The organism is Dyadobacter sandarakinus, from assembly GCF_016894445.1.
Taxonomy (GTDB): Bacteria; Bacteroidota; Bacteroidia; order Cytophagales; family Spirosomataceae; genus Dyadobacter; species Dyadobacter sandarakinus.
In genome coordinates, this window is the sequence record NZ_CP056775.1 from 4,462,905 (window position 1) to 4,476,581 (window position 13,677).

At 46.8% G+C, this 13,677-nt stretch carries 12 protein-coding genes; 6 read left to right on the forward strand and 6 right to left on the reverse strand.

The features are described from left to right. Positions 1 to 76 precede the first annotated feature (76 nt). Positions 77 to 664: a GDP-mannose pyrophosphatase NudK gene (nudK, locus tag HWI92_RS18160; RefSeq protein ID WP_204657908.1), complete on the forward strand. Its 588-nt coding sequence runs from the start codon at positions 77 to 79 to the stop codon at positions 662 to 664. 47 nt (positions 665 to 711) lie between these two features. Here the strand turns inward: nudK and HWI92_RS18165 are convergent, their stop codons facing one another. The 3 genes from HWI92_RS18165 to HWI92_RS18175 form a co-directional block, all read right to left on the reverse strand. Next, complete coding sequence (locus HWI92_RS18165) at positions 712 to 1,047, reverse strand: YtxH domain-containing protein (protein WP_204657910.1); 336 nt, start codon at positions 1,045 to 1,047, stop codon at positions 712 to 714. A 68-nt stretch (positions 1,048 to 1,115) separates the two neighbouring features. Next, the gene (locus HWI92_RS18170; RefSeq protein WP_204657912.1) at positions 1,116 to 1,841 is read right to left on the reverse strand and encodes an SIMPL domain-containing protein; all 726 of its coding nucleotides are present in this window, start codon (positions 1,839 to 1,841) and stop codon (positions 1,116 to 1,118) included. Between the two features lie 207 nt (positions 1,842 to 2,048). Continuing rightward, positions 2,049 to 2,483 carry a MarR family winged helix-turn-helix transcriptional regulator gene (locus HWI92_RS18175; RefSeq protein WP_204657914.1) on the reverse strand — a complete coding sequence of 145 codons (435 nt, stop codon included), beginning with the start codon at positions 2,481 to 2,483 and terminating at the stop codon, positions 2,049 to 2,051. A gap of 257 nt (positions 2,484 to 2,740) precedes the next feature. On the opposite strand from HWI92_RS18175, the gene HWI92_RS18180 reads away from it, so the two are divergent. The 3 genes from HWI92_RS18180 to HWI92_RS18190 all read left to right on the forward strand — a co-directional run bounded on the left by HWI92_RS18180 (position 2,741) and on the right by HWI92_RS18190 (position 5,918). Continuing rightward, on the forward strand, positions 2,741 to 3,310 hold the full coding sequence (locus HWI92_RS18180) for a hypothetical protein (RefSeq protein ID WP_204657916.1): 570 nt from the start codon (positions 2,741 to 2,743) through the stop codon (positions 3,308 to 3,310). 155 nt (positions 3,311 to 3,465) lie between these two features. Next, positions 3,466 to 5,325 (forward strand): M12 family metallo-peptidase, encoded by a 1,860-nt coding sequence (locus tag HWI92_RS18185; protein WP_204657918.1) that lies wholly within the window; start codon positions 3,466 to 3,468, stop codon positions 5,323 to 5,325. A gap of 113 nt (positions 5,326 to 5,438) precedes the next feature. Beyond that, complete coding sequence (locus tag HWI92_RS18190; RefSeq protein WP_204657920.1) at positions 5,439 to 5,918, forward strand: hypothetical protein; 480 nt, start codon at positions 5,439 to 5,441, stop codon at positions 5,916 to 5,918. A 228-nt stretch (positions 5,919 to 6,146) separates the two neighbouring features. Here the strand turns inward: HWI92_RS18190 and HWI92_RS18195 are convergent, their stop codons facing one another. The 3 genes from HWI92_RS18195 to rpsU all read right to left on the reverse strand — a co-directional run bounded on the left by HWI92_RS18195 (position 6,147) and on the right by rpsU (position 9,969). Next, positions 6,147 to 8,732 (reverse strand): phosphoenolpyruvate carboxylase, encoded by a 2,586-nt coding sequence (locus HWI92_RS18195; RefSeq protein WP_204657922.1) that lies wholly within the window; start codon positions 8,730 to 8,732, stop codon positions 6,147 to 6,149. 63 nt (positions 8,733 to 8,795) lie between these two features. Further along, positions 8,796 to 9,668: a tyrosine-type recombinase/integrase gene (locus HWI92_RS18200; protein ID WP_204657924.1), complete on the reverse strand. Its 873-nt coding sequence runs from the start codon at positions 9,666 to 9,668 to the stop codon at positions 8,796 to 8,798. Positions 9,669 to 9,774: 106 nt separating this feature from the next. After that, positions 9,775 to 9,969, reverse strand: coding sequence for a 30S ribosomal protein S21 (gene rpsU / locus HWI92_RS18205; RefSeq protein ID WP_204657926.1), 195 nt, complete (start codon positions 9,967 to 9,969; stop codon positions 9,775 to 9,777). Positions 9,970 to 10,126: 157 nt separating this feature from the next. On the opposite strand from rpsU, the gene HWI92_RS18210 reads away from it, so the two are divergent. Both HWI92_RS18210 and HWI92_RS18215 read left to right on the forward strand, forming a co-directional pair. Continuing rightward, positions 10,127 to 11,062 (forward strand): Ppx/GppA phosphatase family protein, encoded by a 936-nt coding sequence (locus HWI92_RS18210; RefSeq protein WP_204657928.1) that lies wholly within the window; start codon positions 10,127 to 10,129, stop codon positions 11,060 to 11,062. A 38-nt stretch (positions 11,063 to 11,100) separates the two neighbouring features. Continuing rightward, entirely contained in the window at positions 11,101 to 13,677 is a 2,577-nt protein-coding gene (locus HWI92_RS18215) for a zinc-dependent metalloprotease (protein WP_204657930.1), read from the forward strand.

Here is a 13,677-nt window from a genome sequence, read left to right on the forward strand (position 1 = left end):
GTGAATAATCTTCCTTTTGAGGTAAGTTTTATAAATTTGATCAAAATAAATCATAAATAATCAAAATTGATCACTCATGAAAAATGATGATGTTAACATTGTCTCGGAAGAAATACTGTCCGATAACTGGTACACGCTGCGGAAATATACCTTTGACTACCGCAAAGCCGACGGTAGCTGGGAGCGGCAGGCCAGAGAAGCTTATGATCGCGGCAACGGAGCAGCCATTCTTCTTTACAATTCAGAAAAAAAGACCGTCATACTGACCCGTCAGTTCCGGATCCCGACTTACACCAACGGAAATGAAACCGGTATGCTGATAGAAGCCTGTGCAGGCCTGCTGGATAGGGATAATCCGGAGGAATGTATCCGGCGGGAAACAGAAGAAGAAACCGGTTACCGGCTAACTTCGGTGAAGAAGATATTTGAAGCTTACATGTCACCGGGATCCGTGACAGAAATACTTCACTATTTTGTGGCTGAGTACTCGGACGATATGAAGATCAGCCAGGGAGGAGGGCATGAAGATGAGCAGGAGCATATAGAAGTGCTTGAACTGCCATTCAGCCAGGCTGTAAATATGGTTTCAAATGGGGAGATCAGGGATGCCAAAACAATCATGCTGATCCAATATGCACAAATCAATCATCTGCTGGATCGCTGATCAAAAAAAATCCCTGCCGTATTTACTGTACCGGCAGGGATGTCATATCAGGATATCGGATCGGGAATCGGCGTATTTTCAGGCGTTGCGGTGACCGGCTCATCCTCCTTGTTGCCGACGAATTTGGCATAGAGCTCTTTAAAAAAGCCTTCGGCATCAGGAAAACTGTTTTTGAGCTTTTCCGTCCCCTTGGATTTCAGCTCATCGAAGTACTCCGGTGCTTTGTCAATAGCACCTTCCGCATCGGTTTTGAGGTTGTTGGCCTTACTTTTCAGGTCCTCCAGAAGTTTCTCTCCTTCCTCTGACTGAAGGTACTTATGTGCGGCTACTCCCGCAGCTGCGCCCAGGATAAATGTGGCAAGGTGTTTCGCGTTACTGCTCATGATTTCCAGTTACTTTTTTTGTTAAACTTTGAAATTCAGATCATTTACACTGAAAAAATTGTGCCTGTTTACTGAATTTCAAAAGCGGCCTGCATCCGGTAGCTGATTTTAATCTTCTGATACTGAACATCGCTGTCGGGTACTGCGTCTGCCGCCTCGGCCTGTGTGAATGCCCGTGCCTTCATCATCATGGGCTGCGGATAATACACCGATTCGTCCAGCTCGCGGATTTCGAGCACCTGACCCAGGTCTTCATCCAATGCTTTGACAAGGTAGCCGGCCTTTTCTTTGGCGTCCTTCAATGCTGCCACCTTCACTTGTTTCTTGAATTCCTCTTTTTTGGAATGGTCAACCCGCGCTACATTGGCGAAGTTAATACCCCGGCTATCCACTTTGGCCAGTACGGCGTCCAGCTTATCACCTTTGTCTACTTTGAGCTCGTACTGCTTGCTTTCGAGGAAAGATGCAGGCTTTTTCTTGTTGTCGATATAATTCTGAAAGCCGCCTATTCCGCTCAGGGATAATGCTTCCTTTGGAAAACCGGCGGCAGTTACTGCCTGTATCAGCTGTTTTTCCAGTGTGCTGATACCAACCTTGTTCTTCTGGTTTTTTTCGTCTTCAAAGTACTCCCTCAGGGAAATGTTAAAATAAATCTCATCGGGTACGATCTCCATTTCAGAAAAACCGGCTACCTCAATCTTGCGGGTATCGGCATGGGAAGTTTTAGTTTGTGAGAAAGAGGGAAATGAAACTGCGCCCAGCAAAAGGGCACCCAGCAAAATAGCTTTTTTCATGGCTTGAAAATGAATAATAAAGTAAAAGATCAAACACCGGTTGACTGTCGCCGTACAGCTGCGCAGCCTTGCACCGGTTAACAGTAAGATGCAAAAGAGTGGAAAAGGTTTAAACCGAATGTAAATTCCCGGAGTGCAGACCATAAAAAAAAGGAAGAACTTCCCTGAGGCAGCCTTCCTTTTCCCATACCTGTGCTATGCGTATGCTCAGGTGAAATTAGCGTAGATTGAATCCATAATCCGTACAAAATGCTGGTAGTCAGAGTCATTGAGACTACCCCACCCTTTGCGCCTGATATCGGCTACAATCGGGAATGCCTGGTCGTAAATGGACTCTCCGTCTTTCGTCAGAAATAAATTGAATTTACGACGGTCCCCGGCTGCCGGTCCGCGCTGGACAAGGCCTTTCTTTTCGAGCAGATCAATAATGCGGGTGACGGTAGGCGGGTCTTTGAAGGTAAGCTCGGCAAGTTCGTTCTGGCTGACGCCCTGCTTACGGAAAATATGGTCAATCAGCACCCACTGGTCGACAGTCAGGTCAAAGCCAGCTTCGTTAAGCTCCTTTTGCAAGGCATTTCGAATCTTTTTGATGGTCGTATCTATCTTGAAAAAGTAGGCACGATGATCGGAATGATGTGTCATGCGGAGTGTAAGTTGAGGTTCAGCATTGAGTAACGCCTAATTATAAGTCACCTCAACTATTGGTCTACTAATTATTGCAGGAAAATTTGGTCGTAGTTCGATTTACCTTTTCCGGTTACATGTGCTCATTGATAAATGATAAGTGCCATTTGCTCATTGTATCTATGTCGTGCTGCATCTTTCTACCAGAATGTTCCTACAATGCAGCTCATCTTAATCCTAATCGGAAGTGTATGAAACGGTTAATATTCAGCTGCATGACGTACTGCTTTATGGCCCTGCTGGGGTGTTCAGAAAGTAATTTACCGCCGTTCACCTCCTGGGGTTACATGAATGCGGATATGAATGGACAGGAGTGGCAGAGCACTTACAGGAATGCATACCAGGTTACCCAGGCCCTTTTTCCAGATGCTTCCGCAAACGCATGTAGCCGGGAAAATCATCTTGTGTCTAGCTTATTCTCCACATTTGGAGAGGAGAGGCGTGAGTTAAGATTTGAAAACTTCCCGTTGAAAGTCGGCCAGTATAAAGTTCATCCGCAGATTATAAACTATGAATGCAGAGCGTCCGACTCCGTGCGGGCAGTGCTTTACATCTGCACAGCGGATGGAGACGTTGTGGAGGGAAGCTACAACGTAGTGCCATCCGAAAGCAACATCTTTCAAATCACAAAGTACAATCCTGAAAATGAGGAAATTACAGGTACATTCCAGGTTACATTTACCACGCATTCCCCATTGCTGCTAGCCTACCTTCCTGATACGCTTCGCTTTACACACGGCATTTTTCACTCAAAGAATGTTCCTCCCCTGAAAAGAAAGCGTTGATTTTGCAATGCAAAATCAGAACCATCCGGCATTTACTACCTGTATTGGGACTGCTTAAAACCGATGGTTTGGAAAAACGACCGCCAGATAAACGTAAAGAGAAGAGCCTATTTTATCCAAAATAGTATTGTTATAATGCAAGAAAAATACTTCGCATGATGGCAAAACAAATACTTCGCATTAATCTGCCTGTGCTGGCAATCGCACTCCTGCTCTGCCTTGTAAACGTTGCATGGGCGCAACATCAAACATTTATTCAGGCGATAAATCCACAAGACATTCCTTCCACTCAGGAAGTCAGGGAATATGTAACCCGCCTGAAAAGAAACCCTGATCTGGCTGCATATTACTTTATCAAATTGAATCCGCTGGCTTCATCGCAGCAAGATGGCGTGCTGCAACTGGACATTCCCGGCAGGAACAGACCCGTGCGTGCAGAAGTCAGCCATGTTGAGTACTACTCAGACACAGAATACGAGTGGATCGGGAAAACAGATGAAGACAGGGGAACGGTGATAGTCATTTCCAAACGTGGTAAAGTTTCAGCTCACATTTCAACACCGGAAGGAGTTTATGAAATATTACCGGCACCTTCCGGAATGCATTGCCTGCATGTGATTGATCCGCGCGTGGCGGATGATGTAGGTTGTGCAACAACATCGTCAGATGGAAAAGATCATGTGAATGAACGCATAGCTGCTGATCAGGTACCGCAATCAGGTAATCAAAATGCAAAATTATGGCCCTGTCAGGAAGTTCCCACACCGCGAATCCTGGTACTATACACGCCGAAAGCACTGGCGCTGGTAAGTAGTCCTGCAGAATTAGCAAGTTATGCTGACTTGTCACTTGCCCAGTTTAAGTCAGCAATTTATAACAGCGGAATTTCCAGTGTCGCAATTCCTACAATCGTCGGACTTGCCCCGATCAATTTTGTAGAAGATCATAATAGTCTTAAAGATGACATACTCAAGTTGTGCACAGATCCCGCTGCCAAGAATCTTCGTAATCAGTATCAAGCAGACTTGGTCATAATGTATACTGACGGAATGTATGGGAACGGGCTCGCGAGAGGCGCATCTAAGACTCAAACCTTAAAAAGTGACAGTTCTTACTCCATCGTTGAACTCTGGTGCACTACGTCACGGAAAACTTTTGCTCATGAATTAGGCCATTTATACGGCTGCAGGCATGATGAAGATGACTCTGCTCAGCCAACATATGCGAAGGGTTATAACATAAAGAATGGCCTGGGGATAGTTACGGATAGGACCTTGATGGTCGCTAAGAATATTAGTGATAATCAAGCTCAAACCCGCCTCCTAAACTTTTCTAACCCCAACATTCAGGTAAGTGGCCGGGCGACAGGAACCGCTAATGAGAATAATGCACTGCGTGTGAGTCAAAGCGCGTCCATTATTGCAGGATTTCGACCCAATCCACCGCCTCATCCTGTTGCCTATGTAGACGGTCCTACCTACGTTACCAGCCCCGGCATTAAAAGCTATGAAGTCTCATATAGTTGCGGAGTAGGATCTTACAGTATTGTCTGGGATTACAGCTATGACGGCGTCAACTACCTTGCTTCAAACATTACCTCGGATGTATTTACCTGGCCCTTTTACCAAAATCAGAAGATATGGCTTAGAGCCACAGTAAGCAGCGGCGGATTATCTGTATCTGCGTTTATCTCCATCACTGCTCAAATGCCAAGCCCGTATAAGACCGGAAACAAAGCTGCCATTGAGCAGGAAGGCGAAGACTTTATCATTTCACCCAATCCCTCTGCAGGAAATATCGCTATCAATTATCAGCTGAATGTTGATGCAGATGTATCACTGGAGGTGCTTGATCACTCGAGAAATGTGGCAGCGACGATTCAAAACAGCGAAATGCAGCATAAAGGCTGGCATTCAAAGCAGTGGAACAGTGCGCAATTATCTTCAGGAACATATATCATCCGGTTGGTAAAAAGTGGCATCGCAACTACTCAGCAAATTTTAATTGCAAGATGAAAAGGGCGATTATTTCTTTTATGATGAAAACCCTTGTGCTGGCCTTGTGCGGAATTTTCATCACGTGCGAACCTCTGACTTTCCCTTCATCGTCAGGCTTGTTAATAGCCAAAGTGAATAACCGCTCTTGGGAAAATACGTATTCAAATGCTTACCATACCCTCAAACTGTTTTCAAGCAAAAATGACGCTTGTCCTTCCGCAGTCAGGTACATCCTCGACAATGTACTTTATGACGAGCGCATGGTGTGGCAGGAGCAGCTGATGTTTACCAATATTCCTCCTCAACCAGGAAGATATGCCCTGACATCCGAGATCCTGAATGAATGCGACACCTCAAACAGGATTGTCTGTCTATTATTCTCTCAAATGGAATTAGATGTCGGAGGAGACAGTTTTATCATTCTGGAAAATGAAGAAAATTACTTTGATATTCAGGAATTTAATACCAAGACCGGAGAAATAAAGGGACAATTCAAATGCACTTTTGTGTTGAAGCCTCCCAGGCTTTTCAAAAAAGTATTCCCGGATACCCTACGGTTTACCGAAGGTCAATACTATGCTAAACTTGTACCTCCACGCTTTCCCAAGTGATTTACAATCCTATGAATCATTTAACACTAAAACCAATGAAATGCGAGGGCGGTTTCAATGTACACTGGTAGCACATCGACCGAAAGATTATTTTAAATTCTTTCCCGATACCGTGCGGTTTACGGAAGGTCGTCTTTTATGCGAAGCTGCCGCCGCCTTATTATATTCATTAAGAAGCCCTCAGCCGACATTGTGTCGACTGAGGGCTTTCTTGGAAATTTTATGTGCTTATGCCGAGTTCCTGGCTGCATTGATGATCCCGAACATGGCCCGTACGATCAGCTGATTGTATGTTTCCACATCTACCGGCAGGTTTTTGGGATCTTCTGCAAGCATTTGCAGGGCATATTGCTGGATGGTAATCAGCGGCAGTACAATGCGCTCCCTGGTTTTGATAGAAACCTTCGTTACATTATTGCTGTCGAGCAGTTCTTTCTGACCCGACACTTCCAGAAGCTGGTCGCGGGTGAGCAGGAACTCATCGTACATTTTATCCCAAAACTCCCGGTACTCTTCCTCATCCCGCAGGTACTTGGTAGCAGGGAAAAATGCTTTGGAGAGCGACTGCATCGAGTTTTCAATCAGGGTGCGGAAAAACAACGACTTCTGGTACAGCTGTGCGATTGCATCTTTCCGGCCGGCCTCTGCCATTTGTTTGATTGCTGTACCAAAACCGTAAAAGCCCGGCACATTCTGCTTCATTTGCGCCCATGAACCTACAAAAGGTATAGCGCGCAAATCTTCAAATTTCAGTCCCTCATCGTCATTGCCGCGCTTGGTAGGCCGGCTGCCAATGTTGGTTTGACCATAAAAACGAAGCGGTGTTTTCTTGTCCAGATACTTGACAAACTTGGGATGTCTTTTCAGGTCGAGGTATGAGTTATATGCAGCTTCCGCCATTTCCTCGATCAGTTCCTTGTCTTCTGGGGCCAGTTCATCCACTACCCTGTTATCTCGGAAAAGGTGGTTTTCCAGTCCGGCAGTAAACAGCCTTTCCAGATTGTACATCGCCGTAGTGACAGTACCATAGTTGGAGCTGATTGTTTGCCCCTGCACGGTCAGCTGGATTTCCTTGTCCTCAATATCAGAGCCGAGTGATGAGTAGAAATTATGGTTGTTACCACCACCACGTGCCGGAGGCCCTCCACGACCGTCAAAAAAGGTCACTTTAATACCAAACTCCCTTGAAACCTTGGTCAGCTCTTCCTTGGCACGGTAAATAGACCAGTTAGCACGAAGATACCCGCCATCCTTGGTACCGTCCGAGAACCCCACCATGATCGTCTGATGGTTGTCGCGGTTTTGTACATGGGTGCGGTAGTAGTCATTCTGGTACAAACGCCGCATAATGTCAGGCGCATTGGCAAGGTCATCCACCGTTTCAAACAATGGCACTACGTCCAGCGCAAGTTTGCCATCTTCATCTGCGATCAGGTTTTTGGCCAGCGCTACTACCTGCATGACATTCAATGCAGAGGTATTATTGCTGATCACATAACGGTGGGCACCATTTTCACCGCTTTTCTCCTGAATGGTTTTGATAGCCCGGATAGATCCCAGAATGTCCTTGGTAAGTGGATCTTCGTAGTCCTCGTCACGCAAAGGAATGTTGAGCGACAGCAGGAGATCAATCTTTTTATCCTCGTCCCATCCTTCAAAATCACTGTATTTAAGCAGTGGAATCTTCTTTTCAAGTCTTTTCAGAATGTCCTCCCAGGCTTTGGTATGCTTGCGGCTGTCCTGGCGGATGTCCAGGCTGGCAAAGAAAAACCCGAAAAGGTTTAATTTTAAAATAAAGCTATCCAGCAGCTCCACGAATAAGCCCTGGTGCTTGCTTACAAGCACTTCACGCGCTTTCAGAAGCTCATCAATAAGTTCTTCGGGATTGTTGTAACCTTCTTCATACGGACCGAAAATCGTACTGTTCATTTTCTTTTCGGCCAGTGATACAGCCTCGTCGACACCTTTGAAAGTAAGGCGGCGTTTCAATGTCCGGAGATCACGATAGTAGCCGCGCAAAACCGTTTCGCGAAGGCGGTCAGCCACCATGAGCGTAATCTCAGGATTCACAAACGGGTTACCGTCGCGATCACCGCCCGGCCAGAAGCCCAGCCTGAAAACATTCGGGTAAGGCCAGTCGTGCACGCTCATACCCAGTCCATTGATCAGCTTGACCATGATGGACGGGATTGCGTCATAATATACATTTTCAAGAAACCAGCACAAGCTCACTGCTTCATCAAACGGCGTAGGCTTCTCGTGGTTGATAAAGGCAGTTTTACCAAGCTGCAGCAAAAGCTGGTTTACCTCTGTAAAATCATTCTTTTTGATTGCATCTTCCAGATCATTGATAATGCCCAGCACCTTGCCCGAATAAAACTGGGTAGGATGTGCTGTAAGCACGATGCGGACACTGAAATCTTCAAGCTTGGCAAGCAGCTTCTTTTTCAGTTCAGGACTGTCGAGCCGCTCTGTAAAATAGCTGACGGAACCTTTTCCGGCCAGATCATGGGTAAGGTCAAATGCAGCATCCTCTACCGAATCAAACAGAACTACTTGTCTTTCAATGTACTGTATGAATGCAAAAAGCAGGTCTGCCCGCTCCTTGGGCGTGGCAGTTTCCAGCAGTTCCGAAAAGAAATGTTCAATAATCTGCCTTGGGGTTTTACCCTCCTGAAACCCGATCTCACTTTGCTGGGTCAGGATGGGAAGCAAAGAGCCTGTCTGGAAAATACCCCGGTATGGCAGGCTCAGAAAAAGGCTATTAAAAATATTGTATTTCGTTACGACTGCGTCCTGAAAACTGTTATTCATAGGGAGCGACAATATAATATTCGGGTGTTGGAACGAGAGCAAATATAGGTTTAAAAATCGGTTTCAGGCTTTCGGATGTGCCTGCTCATGCGTTTTTTTGAGCTTTTCAATGGAGTTGTGGGTATATACCTGCGTGGCCGCGAGATTGGCATGTCCGAGCAATTCCTTGATTGCATTCAGGTCGGCACCCCGGTTGAGCAGGTGGGTTGCATAGGTATGCCTGAGTACGTGCGGACTTTTTTGGGGCAGCGTAGTCACTGCGGAAAGGTACTTTTTAACAATCCTTTGTACGAATACCGGGTACGCTTCCTTTCCACTGTCGGTAATAATAAGCGTATCCGTATCTTCCTCAGGCGAGCGTACTTCCAGATAACGGGTAAGTAATTGTACCAGCAATGCCGGGAGCGGAACAATGCGCTCCTTTGCCCTTTTTCCAAAAACACGAATCGTACGCGCTTTCAGGTCTACATCGCGGGTTTGCAGCTGCACCAGCTCCGAAAGCCTGATGCCCGTACCATAGAGCAGCTCCATGATCGTCCGGTCACGCACGCCTTGCCAGTCGTCGGCAAAAAGCTCCTGGCCGAACATCAGCTCCATAGACTTTTCCTCTACGAATGCCGGCAGCTTTTTACGCGTTTTCAGGGAGGACAGTATCTTGGAGGGATCGTTCCGGAGCAGGTTTTTCTTTTTCAAAAATCGGTAATATGCGTGCAGCGTAGCGATTTTCCTGTTTACAGATGTCGGATTCATCTTTTCATCCATCAAACTGGCAATCCAGGAACGCAGCATGGGTGGAGCCGCATTTTCGGGCTCGGCACAATCGTACTGAAAAAGCAGGTACTTGCTGAATTGATCGAGGTCGGTCTGGTAGGATTTTACCGTATGAGCGCTTGACCGCTTTTCGAATTGAAGGTATTCCAGGAATGCGCCTATCATTGGGGCAACATACAAAAAAGAGCTGTCTTTCACAAGACAGCTCCATAAGGCTAACAATGGGATATGATCTTCCCGGCCAATTTCAGAAAACAAGCCTTTTCAGGATCTAGTCTTCCAGGTGACCGTAGGTTTTTTCTTTGTAAACCGCACGCAAGATCTCAAAACGACGTCTTACAGAAGGTTTTTCAAAAGCAGTACGGGCACGTAGCTGACGCATAGTACCTGTTCTTTCAAATTTTTTCTTGTAACGCTTAAGAGCGCGGTCGATTGATTCGTTGTCTTTGATGTTAATGATAAGCATGCTGTAACTTATAATGTTTTTTGAATTGTTCTCTGAAATCGGACTGCAAAGAAAATGTATATATCACGAAAAATCAAAAAATTAGTAATTTAAATTAGGTTATTTTTGCAACAATTGCATTGACAAGAAGGACATTAAACGCGCTGACAGCTTCGAGATGAATTCGAGACTGGGGATTATTGATTTAGGAACAAACACGTTTCACCTGCTGATTGCAGACAAAAAAGACGGGATTGTTGTACCTGTATTTCAGGAAAGCAGACCTGCACGCATCGGCCTCGGCGGGATCAACCAGCGGATGATCACCGAAGAAGCGTCCGCCAGGGCGCTGGGAGTACTCCGCTTCTTTCGCGAAAAACTTGACGAGTTCCAGGTTAGCCAGGATAACACTTTCGCATTCGGGACCAGTGCCGTCCGGAATGCGGACAACAGCGATGCTTTCTGCGCGGAGATGCTTCACGAAACCGGCATCCGCATTACTGTGATAGACGGAAACCGCGAGGCAGAATACATCTATAAGGGCGTCCGCTCCGGTGCAGCTATCGGCCGGGAACCGGCGCTGATCATGGATATAGGGGGCGGAAGTGTCGAATTTATCATAGGCAACAATGCACAGATCTTTTGGAAGCAGAGCTTTGAAATCGGCGGGCAGCGTCTTATTGAAAAGTTTATGCGCAATGACCCTCTGTCACCCGCCGATCGCCGGAACCTTTACAACTACTTCGAAGAGTCGCTGATCCCGCTCGCCAATGCAGTACACCAGTATGCGCCACGTAAGCTTGTAGGCTCCTCAGGCACATTTGACACCCTGGTTGATATTGATTTTCAACACCGTACCCAAAACCGGGCACCCCGGGAGCAAACCGACTTTAACCTTCCGCTCGAAGAATTCTACCGCGCATTCTCCATTATTGTAAGTGGAAATCATGATGACCGCATGCAAATTCCCGGCATGATCACACTGCGGGCAGATATGATTGTGGTAGCTGTGTGCCTGGTGGATTATGTGCTGAAAACCCACCGCATCTCCGAAATCCAGGTATCCTCCTATGCATTGAAAGAGGGCGTGCTTGCCGAACTGTTCGACCTTTAAATTTTTACCAGATACACAAACTACATAAACATGCTGCAATGAACCTAAGACGTTTTCTCCTCTTTACATTCCTCACACTATTTTTTTTCAACCACGCTTTTGCACAAAAGAAAAGGAAGCCGGAAGACAAAAAAGAAGACACCAAAATGGACAAGGTCGTAGAAGAAGTGGCTACGGCAGTAAAAGACAAGCTTAAAGACGACAGAAGGAAAGATCCCAAATCATTCAAGGATTTTTTTGACGATAATGTGGTGAGCCAGAAAGGGATGATCTCGGTTCACAAAATGAATGAAAAATGGTATTTCGAGATACCCGACACATTGATCGGCCGTGATATTATGGCGGTCACCCGCTACTCAAAAACAGCAGCAGGTGGTGGTATATTCGGAGGTGAAGAGGTGAACAGGCAAATGATCCGGTGGGAAAAAGGCATTGATAACAACCTCCTGCTCCGGTCCGTGACGATTGTGGTATCCAGTCCTGACAGTACCAAACCAATTTACCAGGCTGTCCGGAATTCAAGTTCTGACCCCATTATCGGCGTATTTGATATTAAGGCCGTCAAAAAGGACACCGGGCAGAAAGCATCCGTGATTGAAGTTTCAGACTTTTTTAATTCCGATAACCAGGTTTTCTCCCTCAGCTCGGTCAGCAAGCAGCTGCTCAAACTGGCTGCATTTAAAAAAGAGGCTTCTTTTATTCAAAAGATGAGCACTTTCCCGATCAATACGGAAATCAGGACGGTGAAAACATTTGCAATAACCCCCCAGCTCCTGTCTCCTATCCCTACCCCCTCGATCGGACAATATCTGCCGCCCGGGCTGGATGCGGGCGTAGTGACCATGGAGATGAATACTTCCCTGATCCTGCTGCCCAAAATGCCGATGCGAAAACGCATTTTTGATAGTCGGGTGGGCTACTTTGCCAATCAGTATGCCATTTTTGGTGAAGAGTCACAACGCTCGGACCTCGAAGTTTTTGCCGTACGCTGGCGACTGGAACCCAGGAATGCGGAAGATGCAAAAAGGCAGAAACAAGGTGAGCTCATTGAACCCAAAAATCCTATTGTGTACTACATTGATCCTGCCACGCCCGAAAAATGGCGTAAATACCTGAAAGCCGGGGTGGATGACTGGCAGGTGGCATTTGAAGAAGCCGGATGGAAAAATGCAATCCGGGGTGAGTACTGGCCGGAAAACGACACCACCATGAGCTTGGAAGATGCGCGGTTCTCCGTAATCCGGTACTTCGCGGCTGACATTCAGAATGCCTATGGGCCCAATGTACATGATCCGCGCAGCGGCGAAATCCTGGAAAGCCATATCGGCTGGTACCACAATGTGATGCGGCTGCTGCGCAACTGGTACATTATCCAGGCTGGTGCCGTGGATCCAAATGCCCGCAAGCGGAAGTTTGACGATGAACTGATGGGCCAGCTCGTGCGCTTTGTTTCGTCTCACGAGATCGGGCACACGCTGGGACTCCGGCACAATATGGGTGCAAGTGCCGCCACGCCGGTCGAGAAGCTGCGCGACAAGGCCTGGGTGGAAGAGCACGGACATACGGCTTCCATCATGGATTATGCACGTTTCAACTATGTAGCCCAGCCGGAAGACAGCATTACCAACCTTTTTCCGCGCATCGGCGATTATGATAAATGGGCCATCAAGTGGGGTTACAGCAACTTGCAGGACAGCCCCGCAGCGGAAAAGGCCAGGCTGAATGCATGGACGATATACGCTTACGAAAATCCGCGTTTGCATTTTGGTACAGAAATCAGCCCGTACGATCCCAGGTACCAAACCGAAGACCTGGGCGACAATGCCATGAAAGCGTCTGAATACGGGATTAAAAATTTGCAGCGCATTTTGCCGAACCTGATTGAATGGAGCCGGGAGGATGGTGAGAGCTACAAGGAGCTTGACGAGATTTACCAGAATGTAATCGCTCAGTACCGCCGTTACCTGGGCCATACGATCAAGAATATCGGCGGGATTTATGATACGCCTGCGACTTATGATATGGAAGGCCCTGCTTTTGTGACCGTACCCAAGAGCATTCAGAAAGAAGCCGTAACGTTTCTGAACAACCAGCTTTTTAAAACGCCTGTCTGGCTGCTGGAACAGGATATTCTCAATAAGATCAAACCCGAAACCGGCGTTGAGGCTATCAAATCATTGCAGGAGTATGCGCTTACCTCGCTCTTTGCGGGCGACCGGGCTGTGAGGCTGATGGAAACCGGGCTTTCTTCCAAATATTTTACACTGGATGATTTGTTTACCGAACTGGAGTCCGGGATATGGTCGGAAACGAAAAGTGCGAAGTGTATTGACCTGTACCGCCGCAATCTTCAAAAAGTTTATACTGAAAAGCTGATTGACCTGCTGAAACCCGGACGGGCCAGCGTTCAGTCGGTTCCGGTTGGTATAACGTATGGTTTTTCAACCAAAATGGTGGAGCTGGAAAAGACAGACCTGCCCTCCGTAGCCCGCGCCCATCTTGAAGGGCTGAAAACGACTTTACAGGCAGCCATACTGAAAGCACCTGACAAGATCACCAAGTATCATTTACAGGATGTTTTGCAAAGGATCAAATTTGCTCTTGATCCCAGATAA